This is a genomic window from Erwinia sorbitola (assembly GCF_009738185.1).
GTDB lineage: Bacteria > Pseudomonadota > Gammaproteobacteria > Enterobacterales > Enterobacteriaceae > Erwinia > Erwinia sorbitola.
Genome location: NZ_CP046509.1, coordinates 587,263 through 609,706, shown reverse-complemented (window position 1 = coordinate 609,706; position 22,444 = coordinate 587,263). Strand labels below are relative to the sequence as shown.

15 protein-coding genes and 2 pseudogenes are annotated in these 22,444 nt (G+C 53.2%); 9 read left to right on the top strand and 8 right to left on the bottom strand.

Annotated elements, in window-relative coordinates; genetic code table 11:
• Positions 1–77: 77 nt before the first annotated feature.
• Positions 78–425 carry a helix-turn-helix domain-containing protein gene (locus GN242_RS02785; protein ID WP_154753059.1) on the bottom strand — a complete coding sequence of 116 codons (348 nt, stop codon included), beginning with the start codon at positions 423–425 and terminating at the stop codon, positions 78–80.
• A 120-nt stretch (positions 426–545) separates the two neighbouring features.
• Here GN242_RS02785 and GN242_RS02780 point away from each other — a divergent pair, with 120 nt between their 5' ends.
• Together GN242_RS02780 and nlpA are read left to right on the top strand one after the other, a co-directional pair.
• A complete protein-coding gene (locus GN242_RS02780) occupies positions 546–806 on the top strand; it encodes a helix-turn-helix domain-containing protein (RefSeq protein ID WP_154753060.1) in 261 nt (86 codons plus the stop codon).
• A gap of 142 nt (positions 807–948) precedes the next feature.
• A complete protein-coding gene (gene nlpA / locus GN242_RS02775) occupies positions 949–1,752 on the top strand; it encodes a lipoprotein NlpA (RefSeq protein WP_156288169.1) in 804 nt (267 codons plus the stop codon).
• Here nlpA and GN242_RS02770 read toward each other — a convergent pair.
• Positions 1,699–2,343, bottom strand: a pseudogene (locus GN242_RS02770) (YecA/YgfB family protein); the annotation flags it as partial. The gene nlpA and the pseudogene GN242_RS02770 overlap by 54 nt on opposite strands.
• 231 nt (positions 2,344–2,574) lie before the next feature.
• Here GN242_RS02770 and GN242_RS02765 point away from each other — a divergent pair.
• Complete coding sequence (locus tag GN242_RS02765) at positions 2,575–3,210, top strand: DUF4431 domain-containing protein (protein WP_156286874.1); 636 nt, start codon at positions 2,575–2,577, stop codon at positions 3,208–3,210.
• Positions 3,211–3,336: 126 nt separating this feature from the next.
• Here GN242_RS02765 and malM read toward each other — a convergent pair whose 3' ends face one another.
• The 3 genes from malM to malK all read right to left on the bottom strand — a co-directional run bounded on the left by malM (position 3,337) and on the right by malK (position 6,871).
• The gene (gene malM / locus GN242_RS02760) at positions 3,337–4,227 is read right to left on the bottom strand and encodes a maltose operon protein MalM (protein ID WP_156286873.1); all 891 of its coding nucleotides are present in this window, start codon (positions 4,225–4,227) and stop codon (positions 3,337–3,339) included.
• Between the two features lie 210 nt (positions 4,228–4,437).
• Entirely contained in the window at positions 4,438–5,736 is a 1,299-nt protein-coding gene (locus GN242_RS02755) for a maltoporin (protein WP_195918363.1), read from the bottom strand.
• Between the two features lie 25 nt (positions 5,737–5,761).
• Positions 5,762–6,871 (bottom strand): maltose/maltodextrin ABC transporter ATP-binding protein MalK, encoded by a 1,110-nt coding sequence (gene malK / locus GN242_RS02750; RefSeq protein WP_154753064.1) that lies wholly within the window; start codon positions 6,869–6,871, stop codon positions 5,762–5,764.
• Positions 6,872–7,232: 361 nt separating this feature from the next.
• On the opposite strand from malK, the gene malE reads away from it, so the two are divergent.
• From malE to malG, 3 genes are all read left to right on the top strand, one after another.
• Complete coding sequence (gene malE / locus GN242_RS02745; protein ID WP_154753065.1) at positions 7,233–8,447, top strand: maltose/maltodextrin ABC transporter substrate-binding protein MalE; 1,215 nt, start codon at positions 7,233–7,235, stop codon at positions 8,445–8,447.
• Positions 8,448–8,536: 89 nt separating this feature from the next.
• On the top strand, positions 8,537–10,102 hold the full coding sequence (gene malF, locus GN242_RS02740) for a maltose ABC transporter permease MalF (RefSeq protein WP_154753066.1): 1,566 nt from the start codon (positions 8,537–8,539) through the stop codon (positions 10,100–10,102).
• Positions 10,103–10,115: 13 nt separating this feature from the next.
• Positions 10,116–11,006, top strand: a complete 891-nt coding sequence (gene malG / locus GN242_RS02735) for a maltose ABC transporter permease MalG (protein ID WP_154753067.1) — start codon at positions 10,116–10,118, stop codon at positions 11,004–11,006.
• 352 nt (positions 11,007–11,358) lie between these two features.
• On the opposite strand, the gene malQ is transcribed toward malG, so the two are convergent.
• Both malQ and malP read right to left on the bottom strand, forming a co-directional pair.
• Complete coding sequence (malQ, locus tag GN242_RS02730; protein ID WP_154753068.1) at positions 11,359–13,446, bottom strand: 4-alpha-glucanotransferase; 2,088 nt, start codon at positions 13,444–13,446, stop codon at positions 11,359–11,361.
• A 9-nt stretch (positions 13,447–13,455) separates the two neighbouring features.
• Complete coding sequence (gene malP / locus GN242_RS02725; RefSeq protein WP_154753069.1) at positions 13,456–15,858, bottom strand: maltodextrin phosphorylase; 2,403 nt, start codon at positions 15,856–15,858, stop codon at positions 13,456–13,458.
• A 321-nt stretch (positions 15,859–16,179) separates the two neighbouring features.
• Between malP and malT the strand changes: the two genes are divergently transcribed.
• Positions 16,180–18,906, top strand: coding sequence for an HTH-type transcriptional regulator MalT (malT, locus tag GN242_RS02720; RefSeq protein ID WP_154753070.1), 2,727 nt, complete (start codon positions 16,180–16,182; stop codon positions 18,904–18,906).
• A 339-nt stretch (positions 18,907–19,245) separates the two neighbouring features.
• Positions 19,246–19,587, top strand: a complete 342-nt coding sequence (locus tag GN242_RS02715) for a DUF1294 domain-containing protein (protein ID WP_156286872.1) — start codon at positions 19,246–19,248, stop codon at positions 19,585–19,587.
• Positions 19,588–19,727: 140 nt separating this feature from the next.
• Here GN242_RS02715 and GN242_RS02710 read toward each other — a convergent pair whose 3' ends face one another.
• Positions 19,728–20,642: a restriction endonuclease gene (locus tag GN242_RS02710; protein WP_156286871.1), complete on the bottom strand. Its 915-nt coding sequence runs from the start codon at positions 20,640–20,642 to the stop codon at positions 19,728–19,730.
• Positions 20,643–20,779: 137 nt separating this feature from the next.
• On the opposite strand from GN242_RS02710, the pseudogene GN242_RS02705 reads away from it, so the two are divergent.
• Positions 20,780–21,032: pseudogene (locus GN242_RS02705) on the top strand (IS3 family transposase); the annotation flags it as partial.
• Positions 21,033–22,444: the final 1,412 nt, after the last annotated feature.

The window sequence follows — 22,444 nt, the reverse complement described above, 5'->3', positions numbered from 1 at the left end:
GTCGTTCCTTCGTCGTCCCGGTCATACTGACCCCATAATGGCGGTCAGTATGATGGGACACTGCCGCTACCGGAGAATCAGCTCTCACTGCCGCCTGAGCCTGCTTGCAGGCTTTTGCTCATTTCCGTTGCCTCTCTGTGTTTAGCCGATGACGAGTCGTCAGAATTGCGCGGACTTCGTAACAGCTGCTCACGGGCCAGCAGACGACCACGCTTATCATAGTAACGGCTGGGCCAGATTTCAGATGGATGCATTCCCAGTGCGGCCGCAATGATGAACTCTCCTTTTGGCCATGGTCTTTTCAGGGCGTTTGCCAGCGTGCCCGAACTCAGCCCCACCCTGCGGGAAAGCTCCGCGAGTGATGTTTGCCGTTTTTTTATCGCCGCTACGATATCGGCGGGGTGCATATCAGTTTTTTTCTTCATGCCTTCCTCTGCTTGTTATCCAACTCCTGTTATCTTTCAAACCAGTACTAAGTAACACTTAGTATATTTTACACGAGTAGCTAAGAGAATCCTGTTAAATGTTCACAAATCAGGATCGTTATGCTGCCATATCGTTTGAAAGAAGCTCGGGTGAAGAAAGGTATATCACAACAAAAGCTTGGAGTTTTAGCGGGGATTGACGAAGCCACCGCCAGCGCACGGATGAATCAATATGAACGAGGCATTCATGTCCCGGACTTCGAGCTGGTTTGCCGTCTTGCAGAAGTTCTTGATGTGCCTTCCTGCTATTTTTACACTCTCGAAGATGAGCTGGCCGAGAAGGTGTGTCTGTGGCATGCTGAAAGCAAAAAACCTCAATAATCTGATTTTCCCCGCCTTACAACTTCCGATTATAACTTCATCCTTTTTATCATAAGCTGCGGCGTTGACTCAGCGGGCAATATGCGGTTGTTTGTTACGCTTCCAGCTTATTGAAATTAAGGAAAATACCGTGAAGTTTACCCTGAGCCGCACACTTAAAACCGCCGCGCTGACGCTGGCCGTTCTGCTGGCAGGCTGTGACCAAAAAAATGACGATGCCCACCATATTAAAGTCGGCGTGATTAACGGTGCCGAGCAGGATGTGGCGGAAGTTGCTAAAAAAGTCGCTAAAGAGAAGTACGGACTTGAGGTAGAACTGGTGGGATTCAGCGGTTCACTGCTGCCTAACGATCCGACAGCGCACGGCGATCTTGATGCCAACGTTTTTCAACATCGCCCCTTCCTTGAGCAGGATAACAAAGCTAAAGGCACCACCCTGGTGGCGGTAGGTAATACCTTTGTCTTCCCGATGGCTGGCTACTCGAAAAAAATTAAGCAGGTAGGCGAACTGAAAGACGGTGACACCATTGCCATCCCTAACGATCCGACTAACCTCGGACGCGCACTGCTGCTGCTGCAAAAGGAGAAGCTGGTAACGCTGAAGGCGAATACCGGATTGCTGCCAACCACGGTAGATATCACCCAAAACCCGCTGCATCTGAAGATTATGGAAATCGAAGGCGCACAGCTGCCGCGTGTCCTGGATGATGCCCAGGTGACGGTAGCGATTATCAGCACCACTTACCTGCAACAAACAGGGCTTAATCCGGTACGGGATAGCGTATTTATTGAAGACAAGCAGTCACCCTACGTGAATATCATCGTCACCCGCGAAGAGAATAAAGACGCGCCAAACGTGCGTGACTTTATAAAATCCTATCAATCCGCTGAAGTGGCGGCAGCAGCGGATAAGATCTTTAACGGTGGCGCAGTCGCGGGCTGGTAGTGCGCATGGCGTAGCGCCTGATGGAGGCGGCTGTCAGTGCAGCAGCCATTTGGCATGCAGGCTGATAGCCGCAGGGAGGATCGCCTCAATACTCTGCTCATACTCTTCCGGCGACAGCTTTTGTAGCCGGGGGAGATGCTCTTCCTGGCCGTGCAGGGCAATCGCCGCCAGCTCAGGCTGCAAGGCAACCGGCAGTGACGACCAGTCACCCAGCGCGACACCTTTCATATAGCCGCAGCACCAGTCTTCCACCACGGTAAATTCCTGACCCTCTACCGTATTCAGGCCAAACAGTGGCTCAAACTGGTCAGGATATTCATTAAGGCGGTCAGCGATATCATTCATATGCTGGGCAATCAGATCCATAAACTGCTCAAACTCTTCCTCTGATTCCCATTCCGGATCGTTCTCTTCACCACCCCAAATCAGCGGCAGCCAGACCTGAGGCTCAATCAGCACCGGCCCGGAGAGAATAGCGGTGAACAGGCCGTCAAGCTCTGAGGCATCCACCACCGACTCGTCGTTGCCATATTTAAGCAGGACATCGTCCAGCCACTCCAGCTCTTCTTCCGTCAAAGGCCCTTGTTGCATGCTGTTACCTCGCTACACATATCGGTTTTCACCCGGCATTTACCGGTTTATGGGGGGTATTTTGGTTGTCCGGGCGGGAAAAAGCCACCATCGTGACGTTATATTTGATCATACCGCCATGCCCCTGCCGCCCGGCCTCATCTCCACCAGCACAGGTGACCTGTATTTTTACTGGATCTGCTCCGCGGTTCGCGCTATTTAAAAGCCCTCAAAAATAACCGGATAAATAAAATGAGACGGACAGCACTGCTTTTTTGCATTTTCTCAGTGGGTGCCCACGCGGCGAGTTTTGACTGCACCAAAGCCAGCAGCGTGAGTGAAAAGCTGATCTGCACCACTCCGGCTCTTTCTCAGGCGGATGAGCGGCTGGCAAAAGTCTACCGCGAGGCTAAAACGGCCAGCGGCAACAGCAGTGAGTTCCGGCAGATGACTAAAGAGAACTGGCGCTTACGCCAGCAGTGCCAGACGGTAAGCTGCCTGAGCGACTGGTACACCCATTCGCAGCAGAAATACCTTCAGCTGATGCCGATGTCTGCCGCCTGCCCTGACGAAAACAGCGAGGTGAACGCTACCGGCACGCTGCTGCGTATCACCTTTCCTGGCCCGCCAAACTATGAGAGCGTAGAGCAGGGTGATGAAGCTGAAGTTTACTGGGTGTTGCAGGCGGATAAACCGCTGTGCACTCAGGATGCGGCCGACTGGGGGGATCAAACACAGATGCAGCTGGTAGTGGAGGCGGGGATGTATAAAACCCATCGCAGCCTGATTGGGCACCGCGTACGCGTACAGGGTTCGCTGCTGTTTGCTGAAACGGGCCACCACCATACGCCGCTTATGATTGGCGTGGGGAAACTGGAAGCAGAGTAGCGATTGCGGTAATTAGAACGCCCGTAGCTGTGCCTGAAAGGCTGGCCCCGCTATTTAGCAGGGCCGGGTATCAACAAATTGCCCTCAGGCAATATGAGATGGGGCTGAGTCTGCCCCGTCGTATGGTCAGCGTTTAACGCTGTCGATAAAGGTTTTACGTGCGGTTTTTGATCCCAGGCGCTCCGCTTCATCCAGCAGTTTCAGCGCTTTATCAACATTCCCCGCTTTGACGGCTTTCTTAATTGCATCGTTAAAGTAGCTTTCAGAGTCGTCAAGCATCGGCTCACCTGGTTTCGCTGGTGCAGCCGCAGCAGGTGCGGTATTGCCAACCACGACGGGTGTAGTCGCCGCCGGTGCGGATGACGGGAAGATCTGACCAATCATCACGTTACCTGTTTTCTGCTCCGCGCTGACTTTAAGGCTTAAAGTGCCGGTTGGCGTATGGCGCGCAATCGGATCCGGAATATCCGGCACGGCATTACCCACGCCCGCCGCAAAGGCTTTTGCCGGGTTAACCATCTGCGTTGTCTCAGAGAGATCCTGACGCGTGGTATATACCAGCAGGAAAATTTGTTTCTGACCCAGTGCTGGCGTCAGTTTCATCGTGCCCTCCAGACGATCGCTGGAAACGATGCCCGGCTGCTGATAAGGGAAGTAGCTGGAGGGATAAAAAGCGGCAGGACGCATCTGCTCATCCAGCACCAGTACATTCGGGGCATACACCGTTTTACCGGTGGCAATACTGCTCAGGGTGATCTCAAGCGATCCACGGTCAGCTGGCAGCGCAAACGCCGCCACGGCTCCCTGAATATCGCCCTGATTAATTTCTACGCTGGAGGTGCCAAGCGTCACGTCCTGCGTCACCGGCGGTACCAGCGGCGTCCATGAAAGATTACGTAACACCTGGCTGGAAATAGCGGGCGCGGTATTCGCATCAACCTGCGCGGCATACACCACAGCAGGTGCCGCAGCCAACAGACTCAGCGACAAACACAGTGACAGCAGATTTTTTCTCATCGTTATTTCCTTTTGATCACCATAAAAGCTGGCGGCTATCCACCGCCAGCCTGCACTTCTTTCTATCACTCTTCGACCCGATCGCTTAACTCAACATCATTTGAGTTGCAGGAAGAGGGCAACCAAATAACTCCCCGGGAGCGCAGATCGCTACGTAACCGGGGCGCACACGGGCAGCCAACGCATCTGCGGCTCAAAGGATGAAGAGGTTTACCACCAGATTTCCATTTGAGCGCCAAAGGTCACTTCGTCGTCGTTACCACGGCTAAAGGTACGTGCACTGGTATCGTTCATCGCTAAACCGTTGCTGGTGCCGGTATCAGTGTCATAGCCCCATTTTTCATCCCAGTTCGCATAAGTTGCAAACACGCGGATTGCCGGACGTGACCAGATGCTGTTACCTGCCTGCCACTGCTGGGCAAGGGTCACTTTATACTGGCCGTTTTTATCGCCGGTGCGCTGGGACTTAACGTTATCGTAGCCGACTTCCAGCAGGGTGCTCATAATTGGCGTCCATTTGTACATCGGGCGCACACCTACGGTATACCAGGTAGTACCGTTGTTGTTATCGCGATCAACATCCTGGTACATACCCACATACATCAGGCTCCAGGTATCGTTGAAATCAATGGCGCCGTGGTCAAGCAAGCGCACCATGCTGCCGTTGTTATTGATCGCTGAACCATTTGAGTGGCCGTTTGCTGCACCCTGCCCTGGATCGGTCATAGAGTCAGCCGCATACTGCACAACAAACTTGTTGAAGCCGTTGTAAATGCTCTGCGTGTGTTCTGCCGTCAACAGCCAGCCATCTTTGGTGGCATCGTCTGCCAGCGAGTAGCCGTCACGGGCATTGGCACGACCGTAATCCACACCTATCTCCAGCACGCCGCCCGGGTTGGTGTTCAGCCCTGCCAGACGCACGTCAAACACGTCATTGGAGGTGGCAACTTCATTACGCTGGTCGGCAATATAACCAAATGATCCGCCGCTCTCGGTATTACGGGTTGCAGCGATTGACAGCTTACCAAAGCCGAGATCAACATCTTCCAGACCTGCACCCGGGCCAGAAATATCCCAGTAGTAGAAGTCGATCATATGAACGTCATGACGCTGGTAGAAACGCTTACCGGCCCACATGGTTGAACCTGGCAGCCATTCGATCAGGTTTTTCCCTTTCACGTTAGCTTCGCGGAAAGCCGGATCGGTTGACTCCCAGTCATTCTGCTGTGAAACGGAATAGGCCACGTTGGTATCAAAGTAGAAGCTTTTATCCCCCTCTTTCCACACTTCCTGGCCCAGTTTTAACTCAGCATAGGTTTCACATTCGTTACCCAGACGGTATTTACTGTCTGCACCCGTTGCTTTGAAACATTGCTGCTCGCCGCCGCTGCCAGACCAGCCAATGCCCGAACGTGCATAGCCGGTAAAATCAACAGCCATTGCTTGTGTAGAAAGGATTCCAGCAGCCACTGCCAGTGACAGGGAAGCAATACGCATTGTTCTCATCATTTTCTCCTGTAGGGGATCGCGTGCTTTAAACGCCGGGTTCCGGGTGTAACCGACGACATGCTGTTCCATCCTCACGGAACAGATGACAACGGTGTGGCGGCAAACCGATGGCGAATGTTGCACCTTCTTCTACCAGCACCACGTCATTCTGGCGGTACACCAGGTTCTGACGAATTGCCGGAATTTGGATATGAATCTGGGTTTCATTGCCCAGCTGCTCAACGACCTGCACTTCACCGGAAAGCGTCACTTCGGCGACCTCCCCTGGCAGCAGATGTTCAGGGCGAACCCCCAGCGACAGATTGCTGCCCACCGTGACGTCCACGCCCTCTACCGGCAGCCAGACCAGCTGGCGGTTTGGCAGCTCAACCTGCACACGTTCGGGTTCGGTAGCGGTGACTTTTACCGGCAGGAAATTCATTTTTGGTGAGCCGATAAATCCGGCGACAAAGCGGTTAGCCGGGTAGTGATAAAGCTCAAGAGGCTTGCCAACCTGCGCGATATGCCCGGCGTCGAGCACCACAATTTTGTCGGCCAGCGTCATCGCTTCGACCTGATCGTGGGTGACGTAAATCATGGTGCGCTTCAGGCGCTTATGCAGGCGTGAGATCTCAATTCGCATCTGGACACGCAGGGCGGCATCCAGGTTAGAGAGCGGTTCATCCAGCAGGAATACCGTTGGTTCAGCCACCAGCGTACGGCCAATCGCCACGCGCTGACGCTGACCGCCAGAGAGGGCTTTGGGACGGCGATCCAGCAAGTGCGCCAGCTGCAACACCTCTGAAACCTGGTTCACCCGCTGATTGATTTCTGTTTTTTTGGCCCCGGCCAGCTTCAGGCCGAAAGACATGTTCTCTGCCACCGACAGGTGGGGGTACAACGCATAAGACTGGAAAACCATGCCGATACCACGCTCTGCGGGCGGCACTTCATTCATGCGTTTATCGCCGATCTTCAGTTCGCCGGAAGTAATGTCTTCCAGTCCGGCAATCATGCGCAGAAGCGTTGATTTACCGCAGCCGGAAGGCCCGACAAACACCACGAATTCGCCTTCATCTATTTCCAGATTGATGTCGCTGGAAATCACAGTTTTGCCAAAGGCTTTGTACACGCTGTTAAGGGAAACGCTCGCCATCCTGAACTCCTGTACTTGCAACTCGATGCAACGAAGAGTGAAGGATTAGCGGTTAAGCGTAATCATCCGTAACAAAGTTTTTCACGGGGTAGGCGCAGGGAGGACGAACTGTTCTTAACGTCGGCTAAAAGTTCACAGCAACTCTCAAATTCGTGATCGCAGTTGCAAAAAATGAAGCAACATTTTGTGTGTTAAACCACATAACGCCTGAGAGTGTCGGTGAGATCACACTCTGAGAGACGGGGGCGTAGAGGGGGGGATGATGAAGCCTGGCCGGGTTGAATCCACACTGGCGCGGTACCCTGTCATTCCGTCTGTGACATGAAAAAAACCGACTCCTAACAGGAAAAAGGATTGGATTATGACTCTCAGCATCAAGGCTCCTTTCATTAAAAAAGTCGTTAAACAAACTCTGGCACTCACCGCACTCGCTACGCTGGTTATGTCATCTTCTGTTTTTGCCAAAATAGAAGAAGGGAAGCTGGTCATCTGGATCAACGGTGACAAGGGCTATAATGGCCTGGCAGAAGTCGGTAAGAAATTTGAAAAAGACACCGGCATTAAAGTTACGGTAGAGCACCCGGATAAGCTGGAAGAGAAATACCCGCAGGTTGCTGCCACCGGCGGCGGCCCTGACATCATTTTCTGGGCACACGACCGCTTTGGCGGCTACGCGCAGTCCGGTCTGCTGACTGAGGTCACTCCGGATAAGGCGTTTAAAGACAAGCTGTTCCCCTTCACCTGGGACGCCGTTACCTTTAACGGTAAGCTGATCGGGTATCCGGTCGCCGTAGAAGCGTTGTCGCTGATTTACAACAAAGACCTGATCAAAGACGCGCCAAAAACCTGGGAAGAGATCCCGGCGCTGGACACTTCACTGCGCGCGAAAGGCAAAAGCGCCATTATGTGGAACTTACAGGAACCCTACTTCACCTGGCCAATCATCGCCGCTGATGGCGGTTATGCGTACAAATATGAGAACGGCAAATACAACATTAAAGACACCGGCGTAAACAACGAAGGTTCCAAAGCTGGCCTGCAATTCATTATTGATTTAGTGAAAAACAAACATATCAACGCCGATACCGACTACTCCATTGCCGAAGCCGCCTTTAACAAAGGCCAGACCGCAATGACTATCGACGGCCCATGGGCCTGGTCAAACCTCGATAAGAGCAAAATCAACTATGGGGTAGCAACGCTGCCAACCTTCCACGGCAAACCGTCTAAACCGTTTGTTGGCGTACTGACTGCGGGTATCAATGCCGCCAGCCCGAATAAAGAGCTGGCGAAAGAGTTCCTGGAAAACTACCTCATCACCAATGATGGCCTCGCCTTAGTAAACAAAGACAAACCGCTGGGCGCGGTTGCGCTGAAGTCTTACCAGGAGCAGCTGGAAAAAGACCCACGCATCGCGGCTACCATGACGAACTCTAAAAACGGGGAAATCATGCCAAACATCCCGCAGATGAGCGCCTTCTGGTATGCCGAACGCAGCGCCATCATCAACGCAGTGAATGGCCGTCAGACCGTTCAGCAGGCGCTGAAAGATGTTGAGACACGCATTACCAAATAGTGAAAGTGCAGTGACTGATGTTGCTCAGGTAATGAAATAAACGGCGCGGAGCCAGCAGGCTCCCTGCCGTTACTACAAGGATAGCCCCTATGCCAGTAGCCCAAACCGGTCTGACCGCTCAAAAAAAATGGCCGCTGAGTCAGGCGATTAAATGGCTGGCCATCGGCCTGCTCGCCTGCTTAACCGGTTATCTGATCGTGCTGATGTATGCGCAGGGTGAATACCTCTTTGCCGTGATGGCACTGATTCTCTCCAGTACCGGCCTCTATATTTATGGTAACCGCCGCGCCTATTCGTGGCGTTATGTCTATCCTGGCCTCGCCGGGATGTCGTTATTTGTTCTGTTCCCGCTGATTTGTACTATTGCGATTGCCTTCACCAACTACAGCAGCACTAACCAGCTGACGTTTGAACGCGCGCAGTCGGTGCTGATGGGGCGTGAATTCCAGGGCGGTAAAGCGCTGAACTTTGCCCTGTATCCGGCGGGCGAGCAGTGGCAGCTGGCGCTCAGTTCCCCCGACAGCAGCGAAACTCTGGTTTCTCCTCCTTTTGCCTTTAACGCTGCCGCGCCACAAACCCTGGAGATGACGCCAAAGCCCCTTCCCAACGGGGAAAAAGCCGGGCTGCGCATCATCACCCAGAACCGTCAGGCGCTGGCCCGGTTAATGGCCCGGCTGCCCGATGGTACAACGCTGCGTATGAGTTCTTTACGCCAGTTCTCCGGCACGCAGCCGCTCTACCAGCTCAATAAAGAGAATCAACAGCTGACTGATGCGCAGACCGGCGTGGTCTACCGGCCGAATATGGAGAGCGGTTTTTATCAGGCGATCAACCCGCAGGGCGAGTGGCAGGCAGAAAAACTCAGCCCCGGCTTTACCGTCGGTATCGGCTGGGGCAACTTCCTGCGCGTACTGCACGACGAAGGTATCCAGAAGCCCTTCCTGTCGATCTTCGTCTGGACGATTGTCTTTGCGCTGCTGACCGTAGTGCTGACCGTCGCCGTCGGCATGGTGCTGGCCTGTGTGGTGCAGTGGGAGGAGCTGAAAGGCAAAGCGGCTTACCGTATCCTGCTGATCCTGCCTTATGCGGTTCCGGCGTTTATCTCGATTCTGATTTTCAAAGGATTATTCAACCAGAGCTTCGGGGAAATCAACCTGATGCTGGATGCGCTGTTTGGCATAAAACCATCGTGGTTCAGCGACCCGTGGACGGCAAAAAGCATGATTATTATCGTCAATACCTGGCTCGGGTATCCGTACATGATGATCCTCTGCATGGGGCTGCTGAAGGCCATTCCGGACGATCTCTACGAGGCTTCGGCAATGGACGGTGCCACACCAATGCAGAACTTCTTCCGCATTACGCTGCCTCTGCTGATCAAGCCTCTGACACCGCTGATGATCGCCAGCTTTGCCTTTAACTTTAATAACTTTGTGCTGATTCAGCTGTTGACCAACGGCGGCCCGGATATGCTTGGCACCACCACGCCAGCCGGACATACCGACCTGCTGGTGAGCTACACCTATCGCATCGCCTTTGAGGGCGGCGGCGGACAGGACTTCGGTCTGGCGGCCGCGATTGCCACGCTGATCTTCCTGCTGGTTGGTGCGCTGGCTATCGTCAATCTGAAAGCGTCACGTATGAAATTCGACTGAGGAGAAACAGACAATGCCAATGGTAAAACCAAGGTCGCAAAAAGTGAGATTGCTGGTAACGCATCTGCTGCTGCTGTGCTTTCTGGCGCTGATCCTGTTCCCGCTGCTGATGGTATTTACCATCTCCCTGCGGCCGGGTAACTTTGCCACGGGGAGCCTGATCCCGGATCAGGTGTCGTGGGATCACTGGAAGCTGGCGCTGGGGATCGCGGTAACCAACAGCGACGGTAGCCTGACCCCGCCGCCGTTCCCGGTCATGCTGTGGCTGTGGAACTCGATCAAGATCGCCGGGATCACCGCCGTGGGGATCGTGGCGCTTTCCACCACCTGTGCCTACGCCTTTGCCCGCATGAAATTCCGTGGCAAAAGCTCGCTGCTGAAAGGGATGCTGATCTTCCAGATGTTCCCGGCAGTGCTGTCGCTGGTGGCGCTCTACGCCCTCTTCGATCGTCTCGGCATTTACGTGCCGTTCCTCGGGCTGAACACCCACGGCGGCGTTATCTTCGCCTATATGGGCGGTATCGCCCTGCATGTGTGGACGATTAAAGGCTATTTCGAAACCATCGACGGCTCACTGGAGGAAGCCGCCGCCCTTGACGGTGCCTCACCGTGGCAGGCTTTCCGTCTGGTGCTGCTGCCGCTATCGGTACCGATTCTGGCGGTGGTGTTTATTCTGTCCTTTATTGCCGCCATTACCGAAGTGCCGGTGGCCTCACTGCTGCTGCGCGATGTGAACAGCTACACGCTGGCGGTAGGTATGCAGCAGTATCTCAACCCGCAAAACTATCTGTGGGGCGACTTTGCCGCTGCCGCTATCCTCTCGGCCATCCCGATTACTGCGGTGTTCCTGATTGCACAGCGCTGGCTGGTGGGTGGCTTAACGGCCGGCGGGGTGAAAGGTTAGCGGATGTAAGAACGTATGCGCTTAATCCCAGCAATGGGTGTATGACTTGTTTGAATCCCTGTGTCTTGGGCGGCTGAAAAAGCCGCCTTTTTTTATGCCTGAATAAGATGAGTTACTTCCACCAGCAACAACGATGAAAAATCTCAGCACCCGCTTAATGTCAGACCTATCTGCGACAGCTCTGCCACCCTGTAAGACGGGCCGTCAAACCACCAGGACGTGTTTACAGGAGCATCCTGCTAAGACCAGACGCTTGCCGCCTCGCGCTTCTGTCAACGTCTGACACTTATGATTTCTACCCAAAAAAAAGGGTTCCTCCCCAGGAGAAACCCTTTTTTCATCACTTATTGCCTCAGCTCACGGAGACTTTACGCCGCCGTTTATCCAGGTCTTTAATCAGCTTATTAACCTGCTCATCGGCAAACATCTCTTCGAGCGAATGGGAAAGCTTACGCCGCCAGTTAGGATATTCATTGCTGGTTCCCGGCACGTTGACTGGCGTATCCATATCAAGCCAGTCCTCCGGTTGCAGCCCGAGCAGCGCGCAGGCGCTGTCAGCAACATAGCGCTGTAACCCACGATTAATTACCGGCGTCATCGCCATCAGATCCGCATGACGCCCGGTCTTCCTCGGAATGCAGTCGTAATGATGTAGCCCGTCGAGTAAGCCCTGACGCGCCCGTGCCCGATCCGCATACAGCTCCTGCAATACGGCTTCATCACGGTACAGCCCGAGCGTTTTCCCCAGCGTCAGATCGTCACTCTGCCAGTAACCGCGCAGCGTAGGCAGGTCATGCGTGGTAATGGTCGCCATCGCCTGCACCGGATAGGACTGCGGCGCACGGAAGTTGTTCTCCTCATCGCGCTCAAAATAGAGCACCTTGTAAGAGTAGACCCCTCCCTCGCGTAGTTTGCTGACGATCTCCGCTGGCACGGTACCCAGATCTTCGCCGATCACCATACAGCGATGACGCTGGCTCTCCAGCGCGAGGATCGCCAGCAGATCGTCAACCGGGTAGTGAACATAGGCCCCTTTGTCCGCCGTTTCTCCTGCCGGGATCCACCACAGGCGCAGCAGCGCCATCACATGATCAATACGCAACGCGCCGCAGCTGGTCATATTGGCGCGCAGCAGATCGATAAAGGGCTGATAGCCGCGTTTGACCATCACATGCGGATCCATCGGGCGCAGATCCCAGTTCTGCCCCAGCGGGCCGAGGATATCCGGCGGCGCACCAACCGATGCTTTCAGGCAGTACAGCTCGCCATCGCCCCAGGTTTCCGCGCCTCCGCCAACGACGCCTACCGCCAGATCGCGATACAGCCCCATCGACATCTCCTGCTGCTGGCTGGTGTGATAGCACTTCGCGAACTGCGTTTCCGCCAGCCATTGCAGCCACAGATAAAACTCCACTTCCTGCGCATGCTGCTCGCAGAACGCCCGCACGGCCGGGCCACGGGCATCATGATACTGCTCAGGCCAGTGGTTCCAGCCGAGGGCCACATCGCTCTCTTTGGCCAGGTGTGCGTAGAGGGCGTCGAAAGCAGCCTGTAAATAGAGGCTCTCTCCGCCCTGCCGGGTAAAGTTTGCCAGGGATTTGACCTGCGCATCCTGCGCCTTACGCCCGAGGAAATGCGCGTACGCCAGCCGCAGCCCTTCCAGCTTCAACGGCATCACATCGGCGTAATCCACCCATTCGCTGGCCCGCACCGCCTTCAAGCGCTGCCGGGTCTGCGGCAGCTGCCACCAGCGCTGGGCCGCCTCGCTCTGCCTGAAGTCATCTACCGCATTGACGTCGATATAGATCACATTCAACCAGCTACGCGACGACGGGCTGTAGGGGCTGGCCGCCGCCGGATTGGCCGGATAGAGCGCATGGATCGGATTCAGGCCAACAAAAGCCCCCCCGCGCTCGGCAATATTTTTCAGCAGCAGATTGAGATCGCCAAAATCACCAATACCCCAGTTATTTTCCGAGCGCAGCGTATAGAGCTGCACGCAGGCTCCCCACAGTTTTTTACCGGCCAGCAGTGCATCCGGTTCATAGCAGCGCTTTGGGGCAACAATCACCCGGCAGTGCCACTCCTGCTCATCCTGCGTCAGGGTCAGCTGGTGATAACCCGGCGGGATTTTCCCCGCCAGCGCCAGCGTCATTTTACCGCTGATACGGCCGCGCTGCGTCGTGCCGCTTTCCAGCTGCAACGTCCAGTGATATTCACCATCACCCTCGATCGGCAGCGCCAGGCGGTGACCGGTAACAAAGACTTTTACCGCCGGAACCGGGGTGGACTGCTGGCGGCGATCCGCCCCCCAGCCCATCGCCGATAGCAACTCACGTTTAGTTTCCGGCGCAATCGCCTGCGGCTGACCGTGCGCATTAATAAAACCGGAAGATATCCCCGCATCCCTGGCGGCCTGCTCCAGTGTGTTGTTCTCCATGGGGACTCCTTAGCGTTTCGCCTGCCAGATGCGCTGCTGATAATCGCGGATAGAACGATCAGAGCTGAACATCCCTACGCGGGCGGTATTAAGAATGGTTTTGCGCGTCCACTCGTCGCGATCGCGGTACAGAACATCAACTTTCTGCTGCGCAGCGCAGTAATCCGCGAAGTCGGCCAGCACCAGGTAAGGATCGCCGCCGCCGAGCAGGCTGTCGAGCATCAGGCTGAACGCCTGCTTGTCACCGTTGCTGAAGAAGCCGTTTTCCAGCTCTTTGAGGATCGCATCCAGATGCTTATCTTTTTTACGGATTTTCAGCGGATCGTAGCCCCCGGCCAGCAGCGCTTTAACCTGATCGACGGTGTTGCCAAAGATAAAGATATTCTCTTCGCCCACCTGCTCGGCGATCTCCACGTTGGCCCCGTCCAGCGTGCCGACGGTCAGCGCACCGTTCAGCGCCAGCTTCATATTACCGGTGCCGGAAGCCTCTTTACCTGCGGTAGAGATCTGCTCGGAAACATCCGCAGCCGGGATCATCAGCTCCGCCACTGATACGCGGTAATCCGGAATAAACACCACTTTCAGACGATCGCGCACCAGCGGATCGTTATTGATCTTCTCCGCAGCCTGGTTAATGGCGTAAATAATATTTTTTGCCAGGTAGTAGCCCGGCGCGGCTTTGGCGCCAAACAGGAAGACACGCGGCACCATATCCATTTCCGGATTATCGCGCAGCTGGCGATAGAGCGAGAGAATATGCAGCAGATTGAGATGCTGGCGCTTATATTCATGCAGGCGTTTGATCTGCACGTCGAAAATTGCATCCGGATTCAGCGTCAGCCCCATTACCTGCTTAACATAGGCGGCGAGCTTGATCTTATTCTCGCGCTTAATCTGCTGATAACGCTGGCAGAAAGCCGCATCCTCTACAGAACTTTCCAGCCCTTGCAGCGCATCCAGATGGTTAACCCATTCGGTTTTTAATGTCTCATCAATCAGCGATGAGAGCGCCGGGTTGCACTGTTTCAGCCAGCGGCGCGGGGTAATGCCGTTGGTGACGTTGTGGAATTTATTCGGCCACAGCTGGTGATATTCCGGGAACAGATCTTTCACCACCAGCTCGGAGTGCAGCGCCGCAACGCCGTTTACCGCAAAGCCGCTGACCACGCACAGGTTCGCCATACGCACCTGACGGTTCTGATGTACCGAGAGTTTTTCCCACACCGCTTTGTCGCCCGGCCACTGTTTTTCCACCACTTTTTTAAAGCGGGCATTAATGGCTTTGATCAGCGAGAAGTGACGCGGCAGCAGGCTGCGTACCAGCTTCTCATCCCAGCACTCCAGCGCTTCCGGCATCAGCGTATGGTTGGTGTAGGCGAAGGTGTTCTGGACGATCGCCCAGGCGGCATCCCACTCCAGCTGATGCTCGTCGAGCAGAATACGCAGCAGCTCCGGGATAGCAATGGTCGGATGGGTATCGTTTAGCTGGATCACCTCGTATGCAGGCAGATCCTGGATTTTACGGCCGAGGAAATGATGACGACGCAGAATATCCGCCACCGAACAGGCGCACTGGAAATACTGCTGCATCAGGCGCAGACGTTTCCCGGCGGCGTGGTTGTCATTCGGATAGAGCACTTTGGTGAGCTTCGCGGCATCGATGCCTTTTTGCTCCGCCTTGAGGAAAGCACCGTCGTTAAACAGGGTGAGATCGAACGGATGCACATCGGTGGCCTGCCACAGGCGCAGCGGCTGGGTGACACCATTTTTATACCCCACCACCGGCAGATCCCATGCTTCACCGCGCAGCGTAAACTCAGGCTGCCACTGTTCAGCGCCCTGCGCATCCTTCACCAGTTTGCCGCCAAAGGCGACATCCACCGACAGCGCGCTGTTGTGGCTGAACCACGGATAGCTCTCGCGATGCCAGTTATCCGGAGCTTCCTGCTGCTGACCATCTTTAAACGACTGACGGAACAGGCCGTACTGATAATTTAATCCGTAACCGGTGGCTGGCTGCCCGACGGTGGCCATCGAATCGAGGAAACAGGCGGCCAGACGCCCCAGCCCGCCATTACCCAGCGCCGGGTCAGTTTCCTGCTCCAGCACATCGGCCAGATCTGCGCCCTGCTCTTTCAGCGCCTGATTCACCGTTTCATACCAGCCGAGGTTAATCAGATTGTTGGCAGTCAGGCGGCCAATCAAAAATTCCATCGAGATATAGTTCACATGCCGCTGTGGCTGTTCAGTTACCTCTGGCGCTGGCTGCGCACTCAGCTGTTCTGATAGCGCTGCACTGGTTGCCTGCCACCACTGGTGGGGCGTCATATCCTGTGCCTGCTGCAAACCAAATCCCTGCCACTGGCGTTTTAGCGCGGCGAGAAACTGCGTTTTATCTAAAGTCACCTGCATCACATGCCTCTTTATCCGGGAATTCGTAAGAAAAATGGGTTGTTTATAAACGCTATGCTGAAGCCTTCAATAACGCGCAACATCCTCCTGTTAAAAATTAGACAGGGAGGAGAAACGGGGCGTAGCCGGAGGAGAGAGGCGGTCAGGGGGTGTGGTTAAAAATTTGTCTTTAGAAATGTGATGCAGAGCAAGTTAACAGCATGTAAATACGTAACATTGTTGCATTCGATGTTTCAAAGGAGGACTTTAGAAAAAGTGATTAATTACACGCTGCGAAATAATTATTACGCTCTCTGACAATCGTCAAAAGAATCGATAAAAATGCTGATCCCATCAAAACTGAGCCGCCCGGTGCGGCAGCAAAATACCGTCGTGCGCGATCGACTGCTGACAAAGCTCTCGTCGGCACCCAACTATCGTCTGACCCTGGTCGCCAGCCCGGCAGGCTATGGCAAGACGACGCTGGTGGCACACTGGGCCGCGGGTAAGAGCGATCTGGGCTGGTATTCCCTTGATGAAAGCGACAACCTGCCGGAGCGTTTTGCCAGCTATCTGATCGCTGCGGTTCAACAGGCCAGCGGCGGCCACTGCGTAAAAAGCGAAGCACTGAGCCTGAAGCATCAGTACGCCAGCCTGTCGGCGCTGTTCGCCCAGCTGTTTGTTGAGCTGTCCGACTGGCACCGCCCGCTGCTGCTGGTGATCGATGATTATCATCTGATTTCTAACGATGCGATCCATGAAGGGATGCGCTTCTTTTTACGACATCAGCCTGAGAACCTCTCACTGGTGGTACTTTCACGCACCCTGCCGCCGTTAGGCATCGCCAACCTGCGCGTGCGCGAGCAGCTGCTCGAACTGAATGCCACGCATCTGGCGTTTACTCACCCTGAGACTCAGCAATTTTTCGACAACCGCCTGAAGGATCCCATCGACCAGGCTGACAGCAGCCGCCTGTGTGATGACGTCGCCGGTTGGGCCACCGCCTTACAGCTGATCGCACTTTCGGCACGCCAGTCCAGCACGCCTTCACGGCAGTCAACGCAGCAGTCTGCCCGCAAGCTTTCGGGCCTGAACGCCAGCCATCTTTCAGATTATCTGGTTGATGAAGTGCTGGATCGCGTGGATGCACCGACCCGTGATTTCCTGCTGCGCTGCTCGCTGCTGCGCTCGATGAATGATGCCCTGATTGTGCGCCTGACCGGCGGTGACAATGGTCAGCAGCGCCTGGAAGAGTTAGAGCGCCAGGGCCTGTTTATCCACCGTATGGATGACACCGGCGAATGGTTCAACTTCCATCCTTTATTTGCCTCCTTCCTGCGTCAGCGCTGCCAGTGGGAGCTGGCGAATGAGCTGCCTGCCATCCACCGTGCCGCCGCAGAGGGCTGGCTGTCACAGGGGTTCCCGGCGGAGGCGATTCATCATGCCCTGGGGGCCGATGATATCGATATGCTGCGCGATATTATGCTGCAACACGCCTGGTCGCTGTTTAATCAGAGCGAGCTGGCCCTGCTGGAAGAGTGTCTGGCTGCGCTACCCTACGACCGTCTGATCCAGAACCCTAAGCTGGTGCTGCTACAGGCGTGGCTGGCCCAGAGCCAGCATCGTTACGCGGAGGTCGACACCCTGCTGGCGCAGGCAGAGAGCGAGATGCTAAAGCGTAATATCGTGATGGATGAGGATCTGAACGCCGAGTTTAATGCGCTGCGTGCGCAGGTAGCCATCAATGACGGACGCCAGGATGAAGCGGAACAGCTGGCCGCCGAAGCGCTGCGTTTTCTGCCCTATGAGAGTTTCTACAGCCGGATTGTTGCCACCTCGGTGACCGGAGAGATTCAGCACTGTAAAGGCGACCTCGCCCGCGCCCTGCCGCTGATGCAGCAGACGGAGCAGATTGCGCTCCGCCACGAAGCCTATCACTACGCGCTTTGGGCGCTGCTACAGCAGAGCGAGATTCTGATCGCCCAGGGATTCTTGCAGGCGGCCTTTGAGATGCAGGAGCGCGCCTTTGAACTGGTGCGCGAGCAGCATCTGGAACAGCTGCCGATGCATGAGTTTTTACTGCGTCTGCGTTCGCAGCTGCTGTGGTCGTGGTCGCGCCTCGACGATGCCGAAGATGCGGCACGCCAGGGCCTTGAAGTACTGACCAACTTCCAGCCCCAGCAGCAGCTACAGTGCCTGGCGATGCTGGCGAAGTGCTCGCTGGCGCGCGGCCAGCTTGATAATGCTCATCATCATTTGCAGCGTTGCGAAGCGCTGTTAAAAACCGGGCAATATCATATCGACTGGCTGACCAACGCCGATAAACCTCGGGTCACTTACTGGCAGATGACCGATGATAAAGCGGCCGCGCGGCAGTGGCTGCAACAGGCACGCAAGCCCGATATGGCAGACAACCACTTCCAGCAGGGCCAGTGGCGTAATATTGCCCGCATGCAGATTTTGCTGGAGAAGTTTGATGAAGCCGAAGTGGTGCTGGATGAGCTGAATCAGAATGCGCGCCAGCTGCGCCTGACCAGCGACCTGAACCGCAATCTGCTGCTGAGTAATCTGCTTTACTGGCACACCGGCCGCAAAGATGAAGCACAGCGCGCCCTGATTGAAGCGCTGGGGCTGGCGAACCGTACCGGGTTTATCAGCCACTTTGTGATCGAAGGCGAGATGATGGCACAGCAGCTGCGCCAGCTGATTCAGCTCAACCTGCTGCCCGACCTTGAGCAGCGCCGCGCCCAGCAGATTTTACGCGAGATTAATCAGCACCATCGCCACAAGTTCGCGCATTTCGACGAAGGTTTTGTCAATAAGCTGCTGACCCATCCACAGGTGCCTGAACTGATCCGCACCAGCCCGCTCACCCAGCGTGAATGGCAGGTGCTGGGGCTGATCTACTCCGGCTACAGCAACGATCAGATCGCCGGGGAACTTGACGTCGCCTCAACGACGATCAAAACCCATATTCGAAATCTGTATCAAAAGCTGGGCGTGGCACACCGCCAGGAAGCCGTGCAGCAGGCGCAGCATCTGTTGCAGGTGATGGGATACGGGGCGTAAGCCAGGCTGTGCAGGGGCGGGCTTGTTTTCCGGTTCGCCTGAATGTTCAGCGATCGGTCTGAAGAAGTGGCGGAAGTGGAACGCTATGACAGATAGCTGGATCACAGGGGATAAACGTCCCGGACGTCAGGATGAGCAGTGGTTAAATTCTTTACTGTATAAAAGTTAATAATAAATAAAACTGCAAATCAGAGAGTGTATCCCGCCTGTAAAGGGGGATTACCGGTGCATCATTTTTACTTTTATTATCTTCACCCCAGTGCCTTAGCTTTCCAGCCACTGCCAGATATCGGGTATAGTTGGCATTCTTTTCTGAGTGAGAGCCACAGTGCTGATTAAATGAAACTGAATCTGTTGTGTTACCTGCTTATGGCCTTAACGGCGATGGGCAGCACTCTCCTGCCTCACCCCCTGGTGATGTGGTTTCTGCTTGCCAGTGTGCTGACGTTTCTTATTTATGGCGCGGATAAACTGGCTGCGCGCAAAGCCTGGCGCCGGGTACCTGAATCCACCTTGCTGCTGTTCGGATTTGCAGGCGGATGGCCTGGAGCGATTGCCGGTCAGCATATCTTTCGTCATAAAACGCAGAAACAGCCATTCAGACGTTACTTCATGATCAGTGTGGTGCTGAACATCGCGGTGCTGATGGCGGTATATTGGTTCAGAACAAACGTAATGTGACTTGCCCTGAGGTTGTGAGGGATAACCTAACGGGCGGCCATAAGCGAGATTCCAGGCTTGAAAAAACCACCCACAGGTAACTTTTTATCAGGTTACTCAAGTCGGGTGCGACACGACATAACACTACGGTGCCATCTGCATCACTCGAAATAATCCATATCCAGCTTAGGTACACGCAGCAACCGCGAAGAAACGCCCACCTCGTTTTCAATCATCAGATGAACAAGACGCAGCCCGTCTACCAGCACCATTCCCTCTACTGCGCGGGCAAAGTCACGTGCCTGAGAGGTAAAACCTGATGTGGTGATAAACACCCCACGCCTGGCTTTTTGCCCTGCCAGCGCACCATAAAAGGCCTGAAGCTCAGGACGACCTACAGTACTTTGCCAGCGCTTCGCCTGCACATAGACTTTTTCCAGCCCCAGCTTATCCAGCGAGATAATGCCATCAATGCCGCCATCACCAGAACCACCCACACGCTGGAGATCATCGCGGTGTCCACCATAACCAAGGCGATGCAGCACATCGAGAACAATCACCTCAAACCGCGCCGGGGAAACCTGTTTAAGATTCTCCAGTAACTCATCCGCGACAGCATTACGTAGCTCATTTAATGCCTGCTCCAGTCTGTCATCAGGGCTGCTCAGTGCCAGATCTTCTGTACTGAGCGGCTCAGGTTGCGGATCAAGATCTACGGCATCTGGCTGCTGTTTTAACCTGACGCCAATAAAATCAAACGCCAGATGAGTGACATCCTCCCTGGTCAGTGGTTGAGGATGTGCAAGAACCCAGCTAAAGCCTTCTGGTGTAAGGCACCATTTTCCCCGTGACAGACTTTGCGATAAACCAGCGCGCTTGAGACGATCGTGCGCCCAGCCAGCGCGATTTTTATAGGTTAACTGACCGCTGGCGAGAACATCGGCGCGTTGAAGCTCATCCAGCTTGAGGGTATCTGCTGCTGCCTCATGCACTTCGCGTGCAGCGACACCATCAGGCCTGCTGGCCAGGAAACGCAGTACAGGTTCAATAAACTTATCGAAGGTGGGTACAGACACGGACATTTCCTTATGCATAGATGTTAAACATCCAGGGTTCTAATTAAGGTTCCTTGAGCATATCAAATACCCTGTGGGGAAATCTCCTTGTAAATAGGCCCGTTTTATTTTCCATGTGCTTTTGAGATATCTGGTTTGCTGCCCGCGAACTCTGTCATAAGCACGCAATTTCCAACACAACATTTTTCGCCTGTTGTAAAAAGTATGCTGGTATGGAAGAGCCTGAGGTTAAGCACCTTAAGTCGCTTGAAGATGATAATGCTCGGTTCAAGAAGTTACCTGCAGAAGCCATGCTGGATAATGAAGCGCTTCAGATGGCTCTCGCCAAAAGTATCAACGACAGATCAGAAGCGGGAAGCCGTGGTGGTGATATGTTATTCAACCGGTCTGTAGCAACGTCATACCTGCAGACTCACAGATGTGTCCCTGTCGATCGGCCACTTAGTGCACGAGCATGATAAGCAGCCTTCATAACGGAATCATTCCATCGCGTCGATTCATAATTTTAGAATAAAGATGAAAAATAGCCAAAATATAAATATACATTTACATTTAAATATCAAAATAAACACAAAGCAAAAGCGCCTGTGTCTGTTTTCGTTTTTCACTAGAAAAACGCTGGCATTGACGTTGATTTTTATTTTAACCTACATCAGGCAACTATCAGTATAATCTACAATTTTTAGGTGGTGAGTATTTTTATGTTTTTATATATTCTGAAATAGTTAAAAAATAATGAAAATTCCCATGCTTATTTAATAACACGAGTTTGAATGCCCGTTAAATTACCCTAGTTATAATCGGATTAAAGGTGGTGGTGGAGGTGGAGTAATGACATTGAACTTCGGATATTTAGAAAGCGCCTGAAAGAGCAGAAGAAGCGTATCCTCTACCGGCGAATGTAGGAAAGTTAAATTCAGATAAAATAGATAAAAAAAAGATGCCTTCACATGTTACATAACTCACAGGTTGAGAGAGGAAATCAGAGTGTTAAAGTAGCAGGTTATAATGCATTAATTAATTTTAAAAAAACAAGTGGCAGGGAGAGAATCAGTAATTTAAAAATTTGTAGTAACCTGGCATGTGTTTCACATTTTTATTTTGACATTACTGGCATGATTTTTAATACAAAAAGACTTTTCTTCAGAACAAATCTCATGATTAATAGCACAATCCTGTTCAATGGTGATTTTTTTATAAAATTCTTATACTATACAGTCTGATTTAAAATAAAAAAATTTACATTCCAGACTATTATCTGACCTTTCAATTCTTTAATTCTATTGTATAACCTTAACAACTAAGGTAATTTATTATAATTTAACTTATCAACTTTAATGTTCTTAATTTTAACAAGCTAGCAAAATAAAAATATGATTATCATATTTTTATGAAGAAAAAAGAGTAGAAGCTAAAGGTTTTGAATATGAGTTATTTTACTTTTACTGCATTATCGATCGCCTTCTCATAAAAACACAACCAATTATTACCCCATGAATATGGTAAATTCTGTGGGCCTCTGAAGATTTATCTGCATTCACTTATTTATCTCGATAAAGTTAACTCCATGAGTGCGTTAATCAGTATTTATCCCGCCAAGCTTTTTTGGCATAGCGTAGATACTGAAAATGAAATGACGTTCTCTTTTTTTATATCATTTTATATGATTTAATGATGGAAATATAATAACTTAACATTAATTCTAATATAGAAAAGGCAAAAGGGAAATAATTAACTAGAACGATAAAAAGATAGCCGAGAACATAAAATAAATGCACAATAAATTATCGAACTTTAAGGGT